Source organism: Paraburkholderia sp. BR14312, from assembly GCF_040948675.1.
Classification (GTDB): Bacteria; Pseudomonadota; Gammaproteobacteria; order Burkholderiales; family Burkholderiaceae; genus Paraburkholderia; species Paraburkholderia nodosa_A.
In genome coordinates this window covers 622,013-642,732 of the sequence record NZ_JBFPKI010000002.1, presented here as the reverse complement: position 1 = coordinate 642,732, position 20,720 = coordinate 622,013, and the positions used below count along the sequence as shown (strand labels likewise).

The window sequence follows — 20,720 nt, the reverse complement described above, 5'->3', positions numbered from 1 at the left end:
TGGAGTATCTGTGGGAATCATGAAAAAGCTTCGCCTGGCAGCGTACGCTGCGAGTCTCTTCGCCGTTGCAGGCGTGTTGCCGGCCGCGCCGGCGCAAGCTCAAGGTCTCCCGGCCGGCAACGGCCAGACGGTCGATACGATCGCCGCAGTCGTCAATGACGGCGTGATCACGCAGCGCGAGCTCGACAGCCGCGCCGAAATGATCGCTCACCGGCTGCAGCAGCAAAACGCGCCGGTTCCGCCCGATGAGCAGTTGCGCGCGCAGGTACTCAACCAGATGGTGCTCGAGCGCATTCAGCTGCAGAAGGCCAAGGAAGACGGCATCACCGTAGACGACGCCGCCGTGCAGCGCACGCTGGAGCGCCTCGCCCAGGCCAACGGCATGGATCTCGCGACCTATCGCGCGCGCATCGAGGCGGCTGGGGTGCCCTGGACCACGTTCCAACGCGACGCGCGCACGGAGCTCACGCTCTCGAAGCTGCGCGAGAAGGAAGTGGACAGCAAGGTCACGGTGACGGACGCCGAAGTCGCGAACTACATCGCGAGCCAGCGCGGACCGAACGCGGGCCAGTCGAACGACCTGCATTTCCAGCACATCTTCATCAAGGCGCCGCTGAACGCCTCGGAAACCGACATCGAAGCGGCGCAGGCGAAGGCCAATGCGCTGCTCAAGGAAGCCCAGTCGGGTAGCAAGTTCGAGAGCCTCGCGAAGTCGAACTCGCAGGCGAGCGACGCGGGCAAGGGCGGCGACATGGGCTTCCTGCCGCAGTCGAAGCTGCCGCCCGAATTCGTGACCGCCGCTGCCACGCTGCGTCCGGGCGAGGTGAACCCCTCGGTGATCCGCACCAACGACGGCTTCGAGATCGTGCGCCTCGTCGAGCGCCGCCAAGGCCAGGGCACGGCCGCCGACGCGCCCAAGCTCGTGCAAACGCACGTGCGCCACATCCTGCTGCGCGTGGGCGACGGCATGTCCGAGCCCCAGGCGCGCCAGAAGCTGCTCGAGATCCGCCAGGAAATCGCAGCGGGCGGCGACTTCGCCAAGTTCGCGCGCACTTACTCGCAGGACGGCTCGGCTTCGCAGGGCGGCGACCTCGGCTGGATCAGCCCGGGTGAAACCGTGCCTGAATTCGAGCGCGCCATGAATACGCTACAGGACGGCCAGCTGAGCGAGCCGGTACGCACCGAGTACGGCTACCACCTGATCCAGGTGCTGGGCCGCCGCGACGCCGAAGGCTCGATCGCGCAGCAAATGGAACTCGCGCGCCAGGCCATCGGACAGCGCAAGGCGGAGCAGGCCTACGCCGACTGGCTGCGTCAGCTGCGCGACAGTGCCTACGTCGATTACAAGATCGCGGGCATGACGCCGCCGCACAACTAAGCGTCACCAGGGGATCGAGCCATGAACGCCTCCGCATCGTCGTCGCCGGCTCCGCGGAGGGCGGGGCCGATCCGCATTGCCATCACCACGGGTGAGCCGGCCGGCGTCGGCCCCGAGCTGACCGCCGCCGCACTGGCGGGTGCCTCGGCGCACTGGCCCGACGCGCAGTTCGTCGTGCTCGGCGACAGTGCGCTACTCGAAGCGCGCGCGCAGGCCGCGAGCGTCGACTGGGCCGCCGTGCTGGCGAACCAGCCCGTGCAGGTCGAGCATGTGGCGCTGGCTACGCCCGCGAAGCCAGGCAAACTCGACGCCGCCAACGGTCGCTATGTGCTGGCGCTGCTCGACCGTGCCATCGACGGCGCACTGGCAGGCGAATTCGACGCCATCGTCACCGCGCCGCTGCAAAAGAGCACGATCAACGACGCCGGCGTGCCCTTCACCGGCCACACCGAATACCTCGCCGAACGCACGCACACGCCGCGCGTGGTCATGATGCTGGCGGGCACCGGCGCTCGCCCGCTGCGCGTGGCGCTCGCCACGACGCATTTGCCGCTCAAGGACGTGTCGGCGGCGCTCACGGTCGAGGGGCTCGTCGAAACCCTGAGCATCATCGACCATGACCTGCGCCATCATTTCGGCGTGCCCCTGCCGCGCATCCTCGTGACCGGCCTCAACCCGCATGCGGGCGAGAACGGCTACCTGGGGCGCGAGGAAATCGACACGATTTCGCCGGCACTGGCCGCCGCCGCCGCGCAAGGCATCGACGCGCGCGGCCCGTACCCCGCCGACACGCTGTTCCAGCCGCGCTACCTCAAGGACGCCGACTGTGTGCTGGCGATGTTCCACGACCAGGGCCTGCCGGTCCTGAAATACGCGACGTTCGGCGAAGGCATCAACGTCACGCTCGGCTTGCCGATCGTGCGCACGTCGGTCGATCATGGCACCGCACTCGACCTCGCCGGCACTGGCCGCGCGGACGCGGGCAGCCTGATCGCCGCCCTCGACACCGCCGTTTCGATGGCGCGCCACCGGCGCGCCATCTGATTGATTCCAGAGAAGATGTCCAACAGCAGCAGACAGCACCAGGGCCACTTCGCGCGCAAGCGCTTCGGCCAGAACTTCCTCGTCGATACGGGCGTGATCGATTCGATCGTCGACGTCATCCGCCCGCAGCGCGGCGAGCGCATGGTCGAGATCGGGCCGGGTCTCGGCGCGCTCACCGAGCCGCTCATCGAACGGCTCGCCACGCCCGAATCGCCGCTGCACGCGGTCGAGCTGGACCGCGACCTGATCGCGCGCCTCACGAAGAAGTTCGGCCCGCTGCTCGAACTCCACGCGGGCGACGCGCTCGCGTTCGACTTCGGCTCGCTCGCGGCGCCGGGCGAGAAGCCCTCGCTGCGCATCGTCGGCAACCTGCCGTACAACATTTCGAGCCCGCTGCTGTTTCACCTCACCACGTTCGCCGAGCGCGTGATCGACCAGCACTTCATGCTGCAGAACGAAGTCGTCGAGCGCATGGTGGCGGAGCCGGGCAGCAAGGCGTTCGGCCGTCTCACGGTGATGCTCCAGTACCGCTATGTGATCGACAAGCTGATCGACGTGCCGCCCGAATCGTTCCAGCCGCCGCCCAAGGTGGATTCGGCGATCGTGCGCATGATTCCCTACGCGCCGCACGAACTGCCGAAGGTCAACGACGCCGTGCTCGGCGAACTCGTGACGGCCGCCTTCTCGCAGCGCCGCAAGATGCTGCGCAATACGCTCGGCGATTACCGCGAGCGCCTCGACTTCGACGCGCTGGGCTTCGATCTGGCGCGCCGCGCCGAGGAAGTGCCCGTCGAGGAGTATGTGAGCCTCGCGCAGGCGCTGGAAGCGGCTGGCGGCGCGTGATATGCGCGTGGCGCGCCGCCGCCTTGCCGGTGCACCAAGCGTCGTCGCTCAGGCAGCCTCGGCGCGCTGCGCCTCGTAGGCCTTGAGCTGGCTGTAGACGACGCGCAGCACCGAAAGCTCGGCCGACGCCTGCTGCGCCGCGCCGCCGCGCTGGATGAGGTCGCCGAGCACGTGATCGGCCTCGATGCGCGAACCGTTCTGCACGTCGCGCAACATCGAGGCGGTGAGCGCCGATCCCTTGGCGAACAGCATCGCGCGCGAGCGCTCGAGGAAGCTGTCGCGCACGGCATGGCCGTGTGCGGCTGCGATCGCGCGGCATTCGGCGAAGAGTCGCTCGATGATCGTGGCGCCGTCGGGCGTGGCGAGAATCACGCCAATGGGCGCGCGGAAAAGACACGTGCTGCCCGCGAGCGACGCGAGGAACACCCACTTCTCCCACATCTCCTGAAGGATGTGATCGCTCGCCTTCACGTGAAAGCCGGCATTGCCGAACTGATCCGCCACGGCTTGCGCGCGCGCCGAGACGCCGCCGCCGAGTTCGCCGAACGTGATGGCCTGCACGTCGTTCAGATGGACGATTTCGCGCTTGTCGTTGAGCGTGGACGCGATCAGGCAGACACCGCCCAGCACCGCCTGCGTACCGAAGCGCGCCTGCAGGACTTCGAGATGATGCATGCCGTTGAGGAGCGGCAGGATCAACGTGTTGGGACCGACGGCCGCGGCGAACGAATCGATGGCATTGTCGAGGTCGTAGGCCTTGCAGCTCAGCAGGACGAGATCGAACGGCTGGCCGCCTTCTGATTCGAGCGCTTCGCGCGTGACGGTCTTGACCTCGCGCAGCGTGAGATCGCCCGCCGGACTGCGGATGACGAGGCCCGCTTCGCGCAGTTGCGCGGCGCGCGCCTCGCGTACCAGAAACGTCACGTCACGCCCCGCAGCGGCAAGCCGGCCGCCGAAATAGCCGCCCGTCGCACCCGCACCGACTACCAGAATTCGCATGTCTCCTCCTCGGTTCTCACGTTCATTGCTCGCACGCTTTGCTTACGCGTGGCTGGGGAAATTGCCGCGGCAATTTCGCGATGGCGTCCATGCTAGAGCAAATCGGCGTATCTTGCCGGCGCCGGCAGGGCTGGCCCGTTTTTGGTACAGTCCGTTTTTTGACGACGGCAAAACGGAGTACACCATGCGCCTGCTGCACACGATGATCCGGGTCGGCGACCTCGATCGCTCGATCAAGTTCTATACCGAACTGCTCGGCATGAAACTGCTGCGCCGCGAAGACTACCCCGATGGCAAGTTCACGCTGGCCTTCGTCGGGTACACGGATGAGCGCGACGGCACTGTGATCGAGTTGACCCACAACTGGGATACGGCTTCCTACGATCCTGGAACGGGCTTCGGCCATCTGGCGGTCGAGGTGGAAGATGCCTACGCTGCCTGCGCGAAGATCAAGGAACAGGGCGGGACGGTGGTGCGCGAAGCCGGCCCGATGAAGCACGGGAGCACGGTGATCGCGTTCGTGACCGATCCGGACGGATACAAGATCGAGTTCATTCAGCGCAAGAAGTAAGGACGTTGGTAGTACAGGCTGGCAATCCAGCCTGTTTCTTCGGTGAATTGTTTCGAACTGCGAATGAATTGAAATTCAGCTGGAATTCGCGAACTCGCAATGGGGATATCACATCCCCGGCACCATCTCCGGCGGATGCTGCTTAAGCTGCTTTCTCGCCTCGCGAAACTCCGGAAGAATCGACTCCACCGTCTGCCAGAACCTTGGACTATGGTTCATCTCGCGCAAATGCGCGAGCTCATGCGCCACCACATAGTCCACGACGGAGAGCGGAAAATGAATCAGCCGCCAGTTCAGGCGAATTCTCCCTTCGCTTGAACAGCTGCCCCATCGCGTCGCTGCCGAAGAAAGCGCGTAAGACCGGAACGAGACGCCGAGCTTCTCGGCATACACCTCGAGCCGCTCGCCGAAAATCCGCGTCGCTTCGCCCTGCAGCCACCCCGTCACGCGGTCCTTGATCTGCTGCGCGTCGGCATGCGGCGGCAGCGGCAACGCAAGCACGCGCGTCTCCTGATCGAACGCGAGCAAGGAAGCCCCCAGCTTCACCGTAATCGGCTTGCCAAGATAAGGCAGCTCGGCCCCATCGCTCCATTCCACGCGCGGCAAGGCGCGCTGCTCCGTGCGCGTCTGCCATTCGGCGAGCTTGGCGAAGATCCACCGCTGCTTCTCGGCGATAGCGGTCTCGATATCGGCGATCGCGACCCACCTGGGCGCCGTGATGCTGAGCCCGGTGCCGTCGATCACGAACCCGATCGATTTGCGCGACGAGCGCTTGAGCCGGTAATGCAGCGTACGCGCGCCAAGCGCGACAGAACGCAGCCGCGTGCCATCGGGTGCAAGCGGTGCCTTGCCGGGCTTTTCAGGCGAGGGCGGAGTCCCGCGCTGCGGTGTGAGGGAGGGAGAGGATGCATCGGGCGCCACGACAGGCGCCGGTTCAGCAAAGAGCGGCAAGTCGAGTTGCCGGTTGTCGAGTGCCGCGGTTGGGCGCGGCGCGGGGGACTTCTGCATCGTCAGGCCTGGTGCGGATGGGCGTGCGCGGCGTGGACGTGTGCCGTTCGCGGGGCGTTTGCGCGGAGCTTCTGGCGCAGTGTTGCGCGGCGCGCCCAGCCGTGCAGCGAGCAGCGCCCACATCCGCGCCACCACGCTTCGCGCGGCGTGAGCGAGCCCGCTCTGTGCCTCAAATCCGTGCCGCCTTCGCCGCTGCGCCATCCGTTCCGCGATAAGCCTCAGGATCGATCCGCCGCATTTCCGTTTCGATCCACGTTTGCACGCGCGTGTTCACTTCGTCGGGCGTGAGTCCGGTCGTCTCGATCGGCTTGCCGATCGACACCGTGACTATACCCGGATATTTGATGAACGAGTTTCGGGGCCAGACGTGGCCCGCGTTGTGCGCGATCGGCACCACGGGCGCGCCCGTTTCGATGGCGAAGCGCGGGCCGCCGGTCTTGTACTTGCCTGTCTTGCCCACCGGGATGCGCGTGCCTTCGGGGAACATGATCACCCAAGCGCCTTCGGCCATGCGCTGCTTGCCCTGGCGGATCACCGAGGTGAATGCGTTCTTGCCTTCCTTGCGGTTGATGTGAACCATCTTCAGCATGCCCAGCGCCCAGCCGAAGAACGGCACGAACAGCAGCTCGCGCTTGAACACGTAGCACATGGGCCGCGGCATGAGCGCGGGGAACGCCAGCGTCTCCCATGCGGACTGGTGCTTCGAAAGCAGCACAGCCGGCCCGTCGGGCAGGTTCTCCATGCCCTCGATGCGGTAGCGAATGCCACAGAGGTGGCGCGCAACGAAGAGCGTGGAGCGGCACCAGCCCACGGCCATCCAGTAGCGCCGCGTCGCGTTCAAGAATGGGAACGCGATAAAGCACGCCGTGGCGTACGGCATCGTGTAGACGATGAAATAGATGAACAGCAGCAGGGAGCGGAGAAAGCGCATCGGTCGAGCCGGTTTAAAGTTCGCGTAAGCCGCCTGCGCCTCTACGCAGTGACGTTCGCGAGAAAGTCGAGCGCGAAAGCGCGCAGGTCGTCGTGGATCAGCGTGCCTTCGGGCAGGCCGCCGGCGGCGAGCGTCTTCTCGCCCTTGCCCGAACGCACGAGGTGCGTGCGAAAGCCGAGCGCCGCGCCTGCCTGCAGGTCACGCAGCGAGTCGCCCACCACCGGGGTACCGGCCGGATCGATCTCGAAGCGTTCCGCAATCATCTTGAGCAGGCCCGGTTGCGGCTTGCGGCACTCGCAGTGGTCCTGCGCCGTGTGCGGGCAGAAGAACACGGCGTCGATGCGGCCGCCCACGGCTGCCGCCTGGCGGTGCATCTTCGCGTGCATGGCGTTGAGCGCGGCCATGTCGAATAGTCCGCGCCCGATGCCCGACTGGTTCGACGCCACCGCGACGCGATAGCCCGCCTGATTCAGGCGTGCGATCGCTTCGAGGCTGCCGGGTATCGCGACCCATTCGTCCGGCGACTTGATGAACGCGTCGGAGTCGACGTTGATCACGCCGTCGCGGTCGAGGATCACGAGTTTTCTGGTGGTGCTGGTCGGCATGGCGTTTCGCTCAGTTCCCCTTGTTTCCGCTTGTTTCCGCTTCTTTGCGCTTATGCAGCGAGTCGCGAGATGTCCGCGACGCTGTTCATCTGGCGATGCAGCGCCTTGAGCAGCGCGAGACGGTTCGCACGCAGCGCCGGGTCTTCGGCGTTGACCATCACGTCGTTGAAGAACGTGTCCACGGTTTCGCGCAGCGCCGCGAGCGCGGTGAGCGCGCCCGTGTACTCGCGTGCGGCGAGTTGCGTTTCCACGCGCGGCGCGACCTGTTCGAGCTGCGCGAAGAGCGCCTTCTCGGCGGATTCGACGAAAAGGGCGATCTGCACGCCGGCGTCTTGCGCACCCTCGGACTTCTTGAGGATGTTCGAGATGCGCTTGTTGGCCGCCGCGAGCGAGGCCGCTTCCGCGAGCGCTGCGAATTCGCGCACTGCGTCCAGACGCGAGACGATGTCGTCGAAGCGCGTGGGGTTCAGTGCGAGTACCGCGTCCACTTCGGTGGCCGCGAAGCCGCGTTCGCGCAGCATGCCGCGCAGGCGGTCCATGCAGAACTCGTAGATGGCCTGGGTCGACTCCGTCACGGCCTCGATGCCGGCAAATTGCGCGGAGGTAGCGCGCAGCAGCTCGACGAGGTCGAGCGGCAGCTGCTTCTCGACGAGAATACGCAGCACGCCCAGCGCGTGACGGCGCAGCGCGAACGGATCCTTTTCGCCCGTGGGCGCGAGGCCGATGCCCCAGATCCCGACGAGCGTTTCCAGCTTGTCCGCGAGCGCGACGATCGTGCCCGTCGTGGTGGCGGGCAGGGCGTCGCCGGAGAAGCGCGGCTGGTAGTGCTCGGAGCACGCAATTGCCACGTCTTCGGGCTCGCCGTCGTGGCGCGCGTAGTAGGTGCCCATGGTGCCTTGCAGCTCGGGGAATTCGCCCACCATGTCGGTCAGCAGGTCGGCCTTCGCGAGGCGCGCGCCGCGTTCCGCGAGCGCGATATCGGCGCTGCACATCAGGGCGATTCGACCGGCGAGCGCTTCGAGGCGCTCCACGCGTTGCAGCTGCGAGCCGAGCTTGTTGTGATACACCACGTTCGCGAGCAGTGGCACACGGTCGGCCAGCGGCTTCTTCTTGTCCTGCTCGAAGAAGAACTTCGCGTCGGCCAGACGCGGGCGCACCACGCGCTCGTTGCCCTCGACGATCTCGTCGGGCGCTTGTGTCGCGATGTTCGAGACGATCAGGAAGCGCGAGCGCAGCCGGCCCTGGTCGTCGGTGAGCGCGAAGTACTTCTGGTTCGTCTGCATCGTGAGGATCAGGCATTCCTGCGGCACTTGCAGGAATTCGTCCTCGAACTTGCACGCGTAGACGACCGGCCATTCGACGAGCGAATTCACTTCGTCGAGCAGCGACTCGGGCATCACGACCTTATCGCTGCCAGCCTGTTCGATCAGTTGCGCGCGGATCGACTCGCGGCGGTCGGCGTAGCTCGCGATCACGAAGCCCTTGTGCTGGAGCGTGTGCGCGTACTCGTCGGCGTGCTGGATGGCGATCAGGCCTTCGGATAGGAAGCGGTGGCCGCGCGTGGTGTCGTCGGCGTCGACGCCGAATGCCGTGACCGGCACGATCTGGTCGCCGTGCAGCACCGTGAGGCGATGTACCGGGCGCACGAACTGCACGTTGCTGCCGTCCGGGCGCTGGTAGGTCATGACCTTCGGGATCGGCAGCTTGCCGAGCGCTTCGTCGAGCACGGCCTGAAGCCCGTCGGCGAGCATGGCGCCCGGCGCCGAGTAGCGCAGGAAGAACGCTTCGTTCTTGCCGTCGCTCGCGCGTTCGAGGTCGCTCACGGGGAAATCGGGGAAGCCGAGCGCCGCGAGCTTTTTCGCGAGCGGCGCGGTGGGCTGGCCGTTGGCGTCGAGGGCGACCGAAACGGGCAGCACTTTTTCGCGCACCTGCTTTTCGGGCGCGACGCTGCGCACGTTCCTGATCGTGACGGCGAGGCGGCGCGGCGTCGCGTAACGTTCGAACGAGAGATCGCCTTCGATCAGGTCGCGCGCGGCGAGGCGCTGCGCGATGCCTTCGGCGAACGCGTCGCCCAGGCGCGCGAGGGCCTTCGGCGGCAGCTCCTCGGTCAGCAGTTCGACGAGGAGAGTGGCGTGATGAGCTTGCGTCATTGTTCTTGAGATCCGGTCATGCCTCGTCGAACTTGCGTTCGACCTTCAGCGGCGGCGCCCAGGCGGGCATCGCGGCGTCCTGTTCGTCGGTGGTCAGGCCTGGCACGCCGTGCACGGGGTTGCCGAGCATCGGGAAGCCGAGCTTCTCGCGCGACTCGTAGTACGACTGCGCCACGCTGCGCGACAGCGCGCGAATGCGGCCGATGTAGGCTGCGCGCTCCGTCACGGAGATCGCGCCGCGCGCGTCGAGCAGGTTGAACGTGTGGCCGGCCTTGAGCACGAGTTCGTACGCGGGCAGCGCGAGCTGCAGATCGATCATGCGCTTCGCTTCGCTTTCGTACGCGTTGAAGAACGTGAACAGCAGGTCGACGTTCGCGTGCTCGAAGTTGTAGGTCGATTGCTCGACTTCGTTCTGGTGGTAGACGTCGCCATAGGTGAGGCGGCGCATTTCCGGGCCGTTCGGGCCCGGCTCTTCCCACTCGGTCCAGACGAGGTCGTAGACGTTCTCGACCTTCTGCAGATACATCGCGAGACGCTCGAGACCGTAGGTGATTTCGCCGAGCACCGGCTTGCAGTCGATGCCGCCCACCTGCTGGAAGTAGGTGAACTGCGTGACTTCCATGCCGTTGAGCCACACTTCCCAGCCGAGGCCCCAGGCGCCGAGCGTGGGGTTCTCCCAGTCGTCTTCGACGAAGCGCACGTCGTTCTGCTTCAGGTCGAAGCCGAGCGCCTCGAGCGAGCCGAGGTACAGGTCGAGAATGTTCTCCGGCGCGGGCTTGAGCACCACCTGGTACTGGTAGTAGTGCTGCAGACGGTTCGGGTTCTCGCCGTAGCGGCCGTCCTTCGGGCGGCGCGAGGGCTGCACATAGGCCGCGCGCCACGGCTCGGGGCCGATTGCGCGCAGGAAGGTGTGGACGTGCGAGGTGCCGGCGCCGACTTCCATGTCGATCGGCTGGAGCAGTGCGCAGCCCTGCTTGTCCCAGTAAGACTGGAGCGTCAGGATGATTTGCTGAAACGTGAGCATGTGTGCCTGCAGTGTCTTTCGGGCTTTCGGGGGCGGAATGCGGCGGTCGGAGCCAGGCGAGCGCGCCGGCGGGGCGGCGATGCTCCGCTTTGCCCCTTCCCCTTGCGTGGCCCGGGCCGGGAGGCGGCCAGGTGCTAAAACGTTGAATTTTACCGGATTGCCGGAGCCTTGAGACCTGGACGGGGTTCGGGCGGCCGGCAGCGGTGTGGTTGCGTCTTCAGCGCGAGGTTTCGTGTGCTTTGCGCGGCTTATTTTCCGTTGGTCGGCTTGCGTTCCTTCGCGCCCTTGAAAGCCGGTCCGAACGCAAAGCCGAGCGCCAGCAGCAGCAACGAAATGGCGATCACGGTGTTGTTGCCGCTCGTCACGTAGGGCGTGAAGCCGCTCGTGCCTTCAACCTTCACGTCGAGGGAACCGACCGTGAACGTCGGCAGGCGTGCGATCACGCGGCCTTTTGCGTCGATGGCGGCGGTGGCGCCCGTATTGGTCGCGCGCAGCATGGGGCGGCCGGTTTCGAGCGAACGCATGCGCGCGATCTGCAGGTGCTGGTCGAGCGCGATGGTGTCGCCGAACCACGCCAGGTTCGTCGAATTGATCAGGATGCCCGGCGAGGTCGGGCTCTCGCGCACGGTGCGCGCGATCTCCTCGCCGAAGATGTCCTCGTAGCAGATGTTCACGGCCACGAGCTCACCGTGCACATGGAAGGGCGGCTGCACGGGCGCCCCGCGCGCGAAGTCGCCGAGCGGGATGTTCATGAGATTGACGAACCAGCGGAAGCCCCAGGGCACGAATTCGCCGAAGGGCACGAGGTGATGTTTGTCGTAGCGATAGAGGCCGTTCTGGCCCGGCGTGATGCCCAAGAGGCTGTTGGTGTAGTCGATCACGCGCCCGTCGGACGTGATCGTGCCGCCCACGGCGCCGAACAGGATGGCCGTGTTGGTGCCGTCGGCGAAGGCGCGAACATCGCGGCCGAACTTCTGGGGAATTTCCTCCACGAGCACCGGCACCGCGGTTTCGGGCGTGACGACGAGATCGGCGGCCTTTTCGGTAATCAGCTTCTGGAATTCGTTGAGGGCGTCGATCGTGCCCTGCTCGGAGAACTTCATGTCCTGCTTGACGTTGCCTTGCAGCAGCCGCACGTTGAGCGGCGTGCCGGAGGGTTGCGTCCACGAAACGAGCGAGAGCAGCAGGCCGGCGGCGATCACGGCGAGTGCAAGCAGCGCCGGCGTCGCCACCGCGCCGCGCCGGGGCGACGTGCCGCCTTGGCCTTTTACGTCGCTCGCACGCAAAACCGCCTGAGCGATGAGCGCCGCGACGAGCGCGAGCACCCAGCCCACGCCAATTACGCCCAAGATCGGCGCAAAACCGGCGAGTGGACCGTCCACTTGCGCGTAGCCGCTCGAAAGCCAGGGAAAACCGGTGAACACATAGCCGCGCGCCCATTCGCCGAGCGCCCATGCACTCGCGAACGCGAACGCGCCGTGCCAGGTGGGCGAGAACGGCAACTCGCCGCTGCGACCGTTCTTCGCATGCCCCGCGCAAAACGACCAGACGAGCGAGGCGAGCGCCGGATATAGACCGAGGTAAAGCGAGAACAGCACGAGCGCGGCGCCCGCGAGCACCGCGGGCATGCCGCCGTAGAAGTGCATGCTCACGTAGAGCCACCACACGCCGCTCACGAAGTTGCCGAAGCCGAACGCCCAGCCCGTAAAGAGCGCGCTTTTCCAGCCGGTGGTGCGCGTGAGCCAGAAGTAGAACAGCGCAAAGATCGCAATGGCGAGCCAGCCGCCGTGCGGCGTGGGCGCGAACGACAGCGTGTTGAGCGCGCCCAGCGCGGCGGCGGCGAGATAGTGCCAGAAGGGCAGCGCGCGGCGCGCGGCGCCGTTGGTGGTTTCGCTCGCGCGCGTCTCGGTGTGCGTGCGGGTATCGATCGGTTCGGCCATGCGGTGCGGTGGAATGCGATGGAAAGCGCGCTGAAAAGCGCGAGCGCGGATTGCGCGACGAGCGCAACGATAGCACTTTCGTGCGACGGTACCGGGATGGTCTCCTGGGGACGGATCGGAGCGTCGGCGCGCCTGAAGCAAAAACGCCAGCCGCAAGGCTGGCGTCGTCTAAGCGTAGGCTGCGCGCTCGCGCTTCCTCAGGTGCCCGGCGGCTGCAGCGCGGCTTCGCGCTGTCCTGCCATCGGGTCGCGCCGCACCAGCAGCATGTGAACCTGACGTGCGTCGGCGCGCAGCACCTCGAAGATCAGGTCGTCGATGCGCACCTTCTCCCCGCGATGCGGCACGTGCCCGAAGTGATTCGTGACGAAGCCGCCGATCGTATCGACTTCTTCATCCGGGTAATGGGTGCCGAACGCCTCGTTGAACTGCTCGATTTCGGTGAGCGCGCGCACGCGGAACCGCCCGTCGGGCGAGGCGATGATGTTGCCGCTTTCCTCGTCGAAGTCGTACTCGTCCTCGATGTCGCCCACGATCTGCTCCAGCACGTCCTCGATCGTGATGAGACCGGCCACGCCGCCGTATTCGTCCACGACGATGGCGATGTGATTGCGGTTCTGGCGAAAGTCGTGCAGCAGCACGTTCAGGCGCTTGGACTCGGGGATGAACACGGCCGGGCGCAGCATGCCGCGCACGTCGAATTCCTCTTCGGCGTAATAGCGCAGCAGGTCTTTCGCGAGCAGCACGCCGATCACGTTGTCGCGGTTGCCGTCGTACACGGGGTAGCGCGAGTGCGCTTTCTCCAGCACGTACGGAATGAATTCGTCAGGACTGTCGGCGATGTTGATCGCGTCCATCTGGGCGCGCGGGATCATGATGTCGCGCGCGCAAAGCTCGGAAACCTGGAACACGCCTTCGATCATCGAAAGCGAATCGGCGTCGATCAGGTTGCGCGCGTGCGCGTCCTGGAGGATTTCGAGAAGCTCGCTGCGAGAGTCGGGCTCGGGCGAGATGAAGTCGGTCAGCCGCTCGAGGAGCGAGCGCTTTTCCTGCGGTTTGTCGGTCTGGCGTCGACTGGGATAAGAGTCGTTCATGGTGGTGCGCCCTTTGCCGCTGGGGGCAGGGCGCGCTGTTGCGGAGGGTTAAGGATACAACATGCCTGTGGCGCGACCGTGTAATGCCACACACACACCGGCAGATCCATCCTAACGCAGATGCGGCGTGGCCGCCCGGTGGACGAAAAAGCGGCGCGCCGTGACGTCACCCGTGACGCCGACCTCAAGCGCAGCGCGCGAGCAGCCGCTCCAGGGCGCGGTCGCGCATGCCGCTCTCGCGCAGCGCATCGACGGTGCGGCGCACGTAGTCGAGTGTTGTGCCATAGCGCCCCGACGCGCAGCCGAACACGGTGCGCACCGTGGCTTCGGAAAGCTTGCCGGTGTAAGTCGCCACATCACGGCGCATGACGAAGGCGAGCGCGTCGACGCGGCGGCCGTCTGCGAGCACACAGGGCAGCCAGGCGGGGCGGTACGAGCCCATCGGCATCTCGCGGCGCCAGAGCGCTTCGAGGTGCGGCATCACGCCCTCGGCGGCGAGGCGGAACGCGACGCCCGCGCACGAGCCGCCGCGGTCGAGCGCGAGGACGAGGCCGGGCTGCTCGGGCGTGCCGCGGTTCACGCGCGACCACAGGTACAGCCCGCGATGGTAGCCGTGCACGCGCGAACGCACGTTCTCGACGGTGGGCAGCCCTGGGTTCCAGATCAGCGAGCCATAGCCGAACAGCCAGATGTCGCTCGCGCCGTCCCAGCCTTGCGCCTTTAGCGTGCAGTCGAGCGAGGCGCTCAACTCGTCTTCGCTCAGGAGCCGCGACTCGCCGAGCGCCGGCGGGTAGCCGGGGCAGGGCACGCTCGCATCGCCCGCCTCGGGCAGTGCTGAGGGTTCGGCGAAATCGGGCGTGCGTTTGTCGTTCATGGCGGGGGCTTACTTGTACGGATCAGGAAAGCCTAGCGAGTTGAGCACCTCGGTCTCGATGCCTTCCATCTCTTCGGCTTCGGTCTCGTCTTCGTGATCGTAACCCTGCGCGTGCAGCGCGCCATGCACGAGCAGATGCGCGTAGTGCGCGGCGAGCGGCTTGCCCTGCTCGGCGGCTTCCTTTTCCACCACGGGGCAGCACAGGATCAGATCGCCCGTGACCGGGTCGTCCTCGCTCTCCGCGTACGCGAAGGTGAGCACGTTGGTCGCGTAGTCCTTGCCGCGATAGGTGCGGTTCAGCGTGCGGCCTTCCTCGGCGTCGACGAAGCGCACGGCCAGTTCCGCGTCCGCGAAGAGCGCGGCCTTGAGCCACGCCGCCACGGTGGCGCGCGGCAGCGCGGCCTTGTGCTCGGGGAACGCCTTCGCGGCGGGGAACTGCACGGTCAGTTTGAGTTTTGGTGCGCGGGGCATGGGGCTCGAGCTATGAAGCGACGCAGGCGGCGGCGTTAGCGCGCGTCGCCAACGCCTTCGTCCTTTTTCGAATGCGCGTCATACGCCTCGACGATACGCGCGACGAGCGGATGGCGCACGACGTCCGCACTCGTGAAGTGCGTGACGGCGATGCCGCGCACGTCCTTCAGCACATGCTGCGCTTCGATCAGGCCGCTCTTGTGGCCGCGCGGCAAGTCGATCTGCGTGGTGTCGCCGGTCACGACCGCCTTCGAGCCGAAGCCGATACGCGTGAGGAACATCTTCATCTGCTCGGGCGTGGTGTTCTGCGCCTCGTCGAGAATGATGAACGCGTGATTGAGCGTGCGCCCGCGCATGTAGGCGAGCGGCGCGATTTCGATCATCTGGCGCTCGAACATCTTCGCGGTCTTGTCGAAGCCGAGCAGATCGTAAAGCGCGTCGTAGAGCGGACGCAGATACGGATCGACCTTCTGCGACAGATCGCCGGGCAGGAAGCCGAGACGCTCGCCCGCTTCCACGGCCGGACGCGTGAGCACGATGCGCTTGACCTGGTCGCGCTCGAGCGCGTCCACGGCGCAGGCCACGGCGAGATAGGTCTTGCCGGTGCCCGCGGGCCCGATGCCGAACGTCACGTCGTGCGAGATGATCTGCTTCAGATATTCGCGCTGCGCAGGCGTGCGGCCGCGCAGGTCGGCACGGCGCGTGTAGAGCTTCGGGCCCAGTTCCTCGACGTCGACGCCTTCGCTCGCCGGCTCGTCGAACGGATGATCGGGGTCGCCGCGAAAACGCGGGTCGATCTCGGAAGCGTCGTTGCCGCCGCTATTGCCGCCATTCACATTGCCGCGCATGCCGCCGCTGCCGTTGCCACGCGGATCGTTCGCCGAGTTGCCGCCAAAGTTCGCAGGGTGCCGGGCTTCGACGAGCGCGAGCTGAATGTCGTCGACGGAGAGCGGATCGCGCGCCTGGTTGTAGAAGTTTTCGAGCGCCGCGAGCGCCAGCTTGGCGCCACGCCCGCGAATCGTGATGCGATGGCCGCGCCGCGCGAGCGTCACGTCGAGCGCTTGCTCGATCTGCCGCAGGTTTTCGTCGAGCGGGCCGCAGAGGTTGGCGAGCCGCGCGTTGTCGTCGCGCGGCGCGGTGAATTCCAGATGCTGCTGATTGGGCTTCAAGGTGTCTCTGAACTCCTGAATTCCTGGCTGGGTGCGCCGAGCCGATTAGTGCGCGAGCGTCGATGCGTCTTCGTGCGCGAGCACGAGTTCGCCGCGCAGCGAGTGGGGGTAGGCGTGGTTGATCTTCACGTCGATCATCTGGCCGATCAGGCGCGCGTGCGAAGCGAGCGGCGCCGGGAAGTTCACCACACGGTTGTTCTGCGTGCGGCCCGAGAGTTCGCTCGGGTCCTTGCGCGAAGGGCCTTCCACGAGAATGCGTTCGACATTGCCGACCATCGACTGGCTGATGCGCGCCACGTTCTCTTCGATCGTGGCCTGCAGGTGCTGCAGGCGCTTGAGCTTCACCTCGCGCGGCGTGTCGTCTTCGAGATTCGCGGCGGGCGTGCCCGGGCGCGGGCTGTAGATGAACGAGAAACTCGTGTCGTAGCTCATCTCCTCGACGAGCGCCATCATCTTCTGGAAGTCCTCTTCGGTCTCGCCGGGGAAGCCGACGATGAAGTCCGTGGAGAGCGACAGGTCCGGGCGGATCGCGCGCAGCTTGCGGATGATCGACTTGTACTCGAGCACGGTGTAGCCGCGCTTCATCGCCATGAGCACGCGGTCCGAGCCGTGCTGAACCGGCAGATGCAGGTGGCTCACGAGCTTGGGCACCTTCGCGTAGGTGTCGATCAGGCGCTGCGTGAATTCCTTCGGGTGCGAAGTCGTGTAGCGGATGCGCTCGATGCCGGGGATTTCGGCGACGTATTCGATGAGCGTCGCGAAGTCGGCCACGTCGTGCGCGCCATTCGTGAGCGCGCCACGATAGGCGTTGACGTTCTGGCCGAGCAGCGTGACTTCACGCACGCCCTGGTCGGCGAGGCCCGCGATTTCGGTGAGCACGTCGTCGAGCGGGCGCGAGACTTCCTCGCCGCGCGTGTAGGGCACGACGCAGTAGCTGCAGTATTTCGAGCAGCCTTCCATGATCGAGACGAACGCGCTCGGGCCTTCCACGCGCGCGGGCGGCAGATGGTCGAACTTCTCGATTTCGGGGAAGCTGATGTCCACCTGCGCGCGGCCCGAGGCGCGGCGCGCGTCGATCATCTGCGGCAGGCGGTGCAGCGTTTGCGGGCCGAACACGAGGTCCACATACGGCGCGCGCGCGACGATCGCCGCGCCTTCCTGGCTCGCCACACAGCCGCCTACGCCGATCAGCAGGTTCGGGTTCGCTTCCTTGAGCTCGCGCACGCGGCCCAGGTCGGAGAAGACCTTCTCCTGCGCCTTTTCGCGCACCGAACAGGTGTTGAAGAGGATGACGTCCGCGTCTTCGGGGGTGTCGGTCTTCACGAGACCTTCGGCGGCGCCGAGTACGTCGACCATCTTGTCGGAGTCGTACTCGTTCATCTGGCAGCCAAAGGTCTTTACATAAACTTTCTTGGTCATCGGGTTTCGCCGTTCGCAGTGGTTGACCTGGGGGCGTCGTCCGCTTGATGCACGCGCGTGATGCACGGTCTGCACGTCAGGACTACGGTGTTTTATGAGGGCCGAATCGGGATGCGAGGAGACCGGCTATGAGGCCGGCGTTGGCATCCTGCTTCTGGCAATGCGTTGGGGACGATCCGCGTTGCTTTTCACTTCTTTTTCGCTTTTTTGCCGGCACCGCCGCATTGGCCAATATTTGCAATATGGGTCAACGCGTATGCGGCTGCGGATCGCTTTCTGCGCAATCCAACATTATATCCGTTTGCGTCTGCGGCTTTGCGTCGCTTCGGCCGGATCCGTGCAGGGGACGAGCGCCTCCAGTTCGCCCGAAGTCTGCGCGAAACGCTCGGTGAGGAAATCGAGCAGCGCCCGCACGCGCGGCGCGAGAAAGCGGTTGCGGTGATAGAGCGCGTGCAGCGGCGCGTCGGGGTAGCGCCACTCGGGCATCACGGTCTTGAGCCGCCCGGCGCGCAGATCGTCCGCGACGTCCCAGATCGACTTCACCGCGAGGCCGTAGCCGCACAGCGCCCACTGGCGCGCCACTTCGCCATCCGTCGATTCGAGCGCGGCGTCGAGCGGCACCGTATAGGTTTGCGTTTCCGTCTGCGATCCGCTGCCGCGCGTGAAGCGCCATTCGTTTACCGGCCCCGCCGCCGAGCCGATCACGATGCAGTCGAAACGGGCCAGATCGTTCGGCTCCCGCGGTTCGCCGCAGCGCGCGAGGTACTCGGGCGAGGCGCACAGCACACGGCGGTTCGGCGCGAGCCAGCGCGCCACGAGCGAGCTGTCCTGCGGCGTGCCGAAGCGGATCGCGAGATCGATGTCTTCGAGCACGAGATTCGAGAGCGAGTCGGTCAGCATCAGCGCGAAACGCACGTCGGGATAAAGAGCGCGGAACTCGTCGAGCCAGGTCATCAGCAGATTGCGGCCAAAATCCGAGGTCGCCGATATGCGCACCTTGCCGCGCACCGCGTTCTGGCCCTCCTGCAAGGCCGCTTTGGCGTCGTCGAGCGAGCGCAGCGCGTGCTCGCTGCAGGTGAGATAGACGCGGCCTTCGTCGGTGAGGCGCAGCTGGCGGGTGGTGCGGTCGAACAGACGCGCACGCAACTCCGCTTCGAGCCGCGCGAGCCGGGCACTGGCCGCCGCGGGCGTGAGGCCGAGCTTGCGGCCCGCCGCGGAAAGGCTGCCGAGGCGTGCCGCCTCCACGAACAGGCGCACGTCGCCGAGGTTGTCCATCGCGATTATTAGAAATGAATTGAAAATGATTCAAATGCTACGCCAATTATCAAATTCGAGCGTAGCCGCGACAATGCGCGTGTTTTCAGGACAACGGCCTCGGCTCGCACGCCATGCACCTCGATCACGTCACCCTCGTCACGCCCGACCTCGAAGGCACATGCCGCTTCTTTCGCGACATCGTCGGCCTCGAAGACGGCACGCGTCCGCCGTTTCGCGTGGGCGGCCACTGGCTCTACGCGAACGGCCGCCCGGTCATCCATCTGGTCGAGGCGACCGAGCCGGCCCGGTTGCCAGGCGGATCGTCTGCGCTCGTGGCGCCGCGCATCGACCACGTGGCGTTTCGCGTGGCCCCCGGTGTTGAATGGCGCGCACTCGTCGAACGGCTGGCCGCGCGCCGCGTGCCGTACCAGCTGGCGGAGGTGCCCGCGAGCGAGGAAGTGCAGTTGTTCGTTGCGCTTGCGCCCGGTGTCGTCGTCGAGTTCGTGACGTCGCTGGCGGCTGGCGCGGCGGCTTGATGGCCGCGCGTTGCCACTGAAGCCCATTTGAATCCAGGCTGATTTTCGGAGATTTCGATGCCTATCCCCTTGCTCGCATTGGCCATCAGCGCCTTTGCCATCGGCACCACCGAGTTCCTCATCATGGGCCTGTTGCCCGATGTGGCGCGCGATCTGCACGTGACGATTCCCGCCGCGGGTCTGCTCGTGACCGGCTATGCGCTCGGCGTGGCGGCCGGCGCGCCGCTGCTCGCCGCGCTGACGAGCCGCATGCCGCGCAAGCTCGCGCTGCAACTGCTGATGGGCGTGTTCATCGTCGGCAACGTGATGTGCGCGGTCGCGTCGAACTATTCGCTCTTGATGGTCGCGCGCGTCGTCGCTTCGTTCGCGCACGGCTCGTTCTTCGGCATCGGCGCCGTGGTGGCCGCCTCGCTCGTGCCGCAGGAAAAGCGCGCGAGCGCCATCGCGCTGATGTTCACGGGCCTCACACTCGCCACCGTGCTGGGCGTGCCGTTCGGCACCGCCATTGGCCAGCAGTTCGGCTGGCGCGTGGCGTTCTGGATCGTGAGCGGCTTTGGTGTGATTTCGCTCGCCGGCGTGACGGCTCTGGTGCCCAATCATCACGACAGCGGCCCGGCCGGGCTCGGCCACGAAGTGCGCGTGCTGCGCGACCCGCAGGTGTGGCTCGCCCTCGGCATGACGGTGCTCGGCTTTGGCGGCGTGTTCGTCGTGTTCACGTATATCGCGCCGATTCTCGAACAGGTGGGCGGTTTCTCGCCGCGCGGCGTGACGCTGATGCTCGTGCTGTTCGGCGTGGGCCTGACGCTTGGCAACACACTGGGCGGCAAGCTTGCGGACCGCGCGCTGATGCCTTCGCTCATGGGCATTCTCGTGGTGCTCGCCGTGGTCATGGCCATCTTCACGAAGACGAGCCACGTCATGTGGCCGGCCGCGATCACCGTCTTCGTGTGGGGCATCGCCGCGTTCGCGACCGTGCCGCCGTTGCAGATGTGCGTGGTCGCGAAGGCCGCGGCGGCGCCGAATCTCGCCTCGACGCTGAACATCGGCGCGTTCAACGTGGGTAACGCAATGGGCGCGTGGATGGGCGGGCTCGCCATTGCGCACGGCGCGGCGCTCGACTCGCTGCCGTGGGTGGCTGCGGCCGTCTCGGTGGCGGCGCTCGTGCTCACATGGGCGGCGGCGCGGCTCGATACGCGTGCCGTAACGCTGCGCGACGCGCACGTGGCGGCGCGGCAGAGTACGTGAGCGCCTGACGAGGGCAAGGGCGCAACGCCGTGCAGATGGCAATGCGCCTTATGCGCAGGGCGCGAAAGCAATCCACGATTTGCGCTCTGCAATGCTGATAACAGTGTGAAGATAACTTCGTTGGGCGCGGCAAATCGCGATGCTAGTCTTGCCTCCATTCATGCT

Annotated in this window: 19 protein-coding genes; 6 read left to right on the top strand and 13 right to left on the bottom strand. The window is 66.2% G+C overall.

Translation table 11 applies throughout. The annotated features are described in order from the left end of the window. Positions 1–10 precede the first annotated feature (10 nt). From AB3X98_RS08815 to rsmA, 3 genes are read left to right on the top strand one after another with little or no spacing between them, the layout of a single operon-like run. Positions 11–1,378: a peptidylprolyl isomerase gene (locus tag AB3X98_RS08815; protein ID WP_176732847.1), complete on the top strand. Its 1,368-nt coding sequence runs from the start codon at positions 11–13 to the stop codon at positions 1,376–1,378. 21 nt (positions 1,379–1,399) lie between these two features. Further along, entirely contained in the window at positions 1,400–2,422 is a 1,023-nt protein-coding gene (gene pdxA / locus AB3X98_RS08810) for a 4-hydroxythreonine-4-phosphate dehydrogenase PdxA (protein WP_069262893.1), read from the top strand. A 15-nt stretch (positions 2,423–2,437) separates the two neighbouring features. Next, positions 2,438–3,265, top strand: a complete 828-nt coding sequence (gene rsmA / locus AB3X98_RS08805; RefSeq protein WP_069262892.1) for a 16S rRNA (adenine(1518)-N(6)/adenine(1519)-N(6))-dimethyltransferase RsmA — start codon at positions 2,438–2,440, stop codon at positions 3,263–3,265. A 48-nt stretch (positions 3,266–3,313) separates the two neighbouring features. Here the strand turns inward: rsmA and panE are convergent, their stop codons facing one another. Then, positions 3,314–4,264, bottom strand: coding sequence for a 2-dehydropantoate 2-reductase (gene panE, locus AB3X98_RS08800; RefSeq protein ID WP_368605558.1), 951 nt, complete (start codon positions 4,262–4,264; stop codon positions 3,314–3,316). A 184-nt stretch (positions 4,265–4,448) separates the two neighbouring features. Here panE and gloA point away from each other — a divergent pair, with 184 nt between their 5' ends. Then, a complete protein-coding gene (gene gloA / locus AB3X98_RS08795) occupies positions 4,449–4,835 on the top strand; it encodes a lactoylglutathione lyase (RefSeq protein WP_342948422.1) in 387 nt (128 codons plus the stop codon). 108 nt (positions 4,836–4,943) lie between these two features. On the opposite strand, the gene AB3X98_RS08790 is transcribed toward gloA, so the two are convergent. The 12 genes from AB3X98_RS08790 to AB3X98_RS08735 all read right to left on the bottom strand — a co-directional run bounded on the left by AB3X98_RS08790 (position 4,944) and on the right by AB3X98_RS08735 (position 18,792). Further along, entirely contained in the window at positions 4,944–5,843 is a 900-nt protein-coding gene (locus tag AB3X98_RS08790; RefSeq protein WP_368605559.1) for a M48 family metallopeptidase, read from the bottom strand. Between the two features lie 169 nt (positions 5,844–6,012). Beyond that, positions 6,013–6,774, bottom strand: coding sequence for a 1-acyl-sn-glycerol-3-phosphate acyltransferase (locus AB3X98_RS08785; RefSeq protein ID WP_069262889.1), 762 nt, complete (start codon positions 6,772–6,774; stop codon positions 6,013–6,015). Positions 6,775–6,815: 41 nt separating this feature from the next. After that, positions 6,816–7,379, bottom strand: a complete 564-nt coding sequence (gene gmhB, locus AB3X98_RS08780) for a D-glycero-beta-D-manno-heptose 1,7-bisphosphate 7-phosphatase (protein WP_069262888.1) — start codon at positions 7,377–7,379, stop codon at positions 6,816–6,818. 50 nt (positions 7,380–7,429) lie between these two features. Beyond that, positions 7,430–9,529: a glycine--tRNA ligase subunit beta gene (gene glyS, locus AB3X98_RS08775; protein WP_069262887.1), complete on the bottom strand. Its 2,100-nt coding sequence runs from the start codon at positions 9,527–9,529 to the stop codon at positions 7,430–7,432. Between the two features lie 16 nt (positions 9,530–9,545). Further along, positions 9,546–10,553, bottom strand: coding sequence for a glycine--tRNA ligase subunit alpha (gene glyQ, locus AB3X98_RS08770; protein ID WP_083245137.1), 1,008 nt, complete (start codon positions 10,551–10,553; stop codon positions 9,546–9,548). Between the two features lie 248 nt (positions 10,554–10,801). Next, the gene (gene lnt, locus AB3X98_RS08765; protein WP_368605560.1) at positions 10,802–12,493 is read right to left on the bottom strand and encodes an apolipoprotein N-acyltransferase; all 1,692 of its coding nucleotides are present in this window, start codon (positions 12,491–12,493) and stop codon (positions 10,802–10,804) included. Between the two features lie 197 nt (positions 12,494–12,690). After that, the gene (locus AB3X98_RS08760; RefSeq protein ID WP_342948425.1) at positions 12,691–13,584 is read right to left on the bottom strand and encodes an HlyC/CorC family transporter; all 894 of its coding nucleotides are present in this window, start codon (positions 13,582–13,584) and stop codon (positions 12,691–12,693) included. 184 nt (positions 13,585–13,768) lie between these two features. Then, positions 13,769–14,458 carry a gamma-glutamylcyclotransferase gene (locus tag AB3X98_RS08755; RefSeq protein ID WP_342948426.1) on the bottom strand — a complete coding sequence of 230 codons (690 nt, stop codon included), beginning with the start codon at positions 14,456–14,458 and terminating at the stop codon, positions 13,769–13,771. 9 nt (positions 14,459–14,467) lie between these two features. After that, the gene (gene ybeY, locus AB3X98_RS08750; RefSeq protein WP_028205986.1) at positions 14,468–14,929 is read right to left on the bottom strand and encodes an rRNA maturation RNase YbeY; all 462 of its coding nucleotides are present in this window, start codon (positions 14,927–14,929) and stop codon (positions 14,468–14,470) included. 35 nt (positions 14,930–14,964) lie between these two features. After that, a complete protein-coding gene (locus AB3X98_RS08745; RefSeq protein ID WP_069262883.1) occupies positions 14,965–16,098 on the bottom strand; it encodes a PhoH family protein in 1,134 nt (377 codons plus the stop codon). Positions 16,099–16,143: 45 nt separating this feature from the next. Next, entirely contained in the window at positions 16,144–17,517 is a 1,374-nt protein-coding gene (gene miaB / locus AB3X98_RS08740; protein ID WP_342948429.1) for a tRNA (N6-isopentenyl adenosine(37)-C2)-methylthiotransferase MiaB, read from the bottom strand. Positions 17,518–17,808: 291 nt separating this feature from the next. Further along, the gene (locus AB3X98_RS08735; protein WP_368605561.1) at positions 17,809–18,792 is read right to left on the bottom strand and encodes a LysR family transcriptional regulator; all 984 of its coding nucleotides are present in this window, start codon (positions 18,790–18,792) and stop codon (positions 17,809–17,811) included. A gap of 113 nt (positions 18,793–18,905) precedes the next feature. Between AB3X98_RS08735 and AB3X98_RS08730 the strand changes: the two genes are divergently transcribed. Both AB3X98_RS08730 and AB3X98_RS08725 read left to right on the top strand, forming a co-directional pair. Further along, entirely contained in the window at positions 18,906–19,310 is a 405-nt protein-coding gene (locus AB3X98_RS08730) for a VOC family protein (RefSeq protein ID WP_342948431.1), read from the top strand. 57 nt (positions 19,311–19,367) lie between these two features. Continuing rightward, entirely contained in the window at positions 19,368–20,555 is a 1,188-nt protein-coding gene (locus AB3X98_RS08725; protein WP_368605562.1) for an MFS transporter, read from the top strand. Positions 20,556–20,720: the final 165 nt, after the last annotated feature.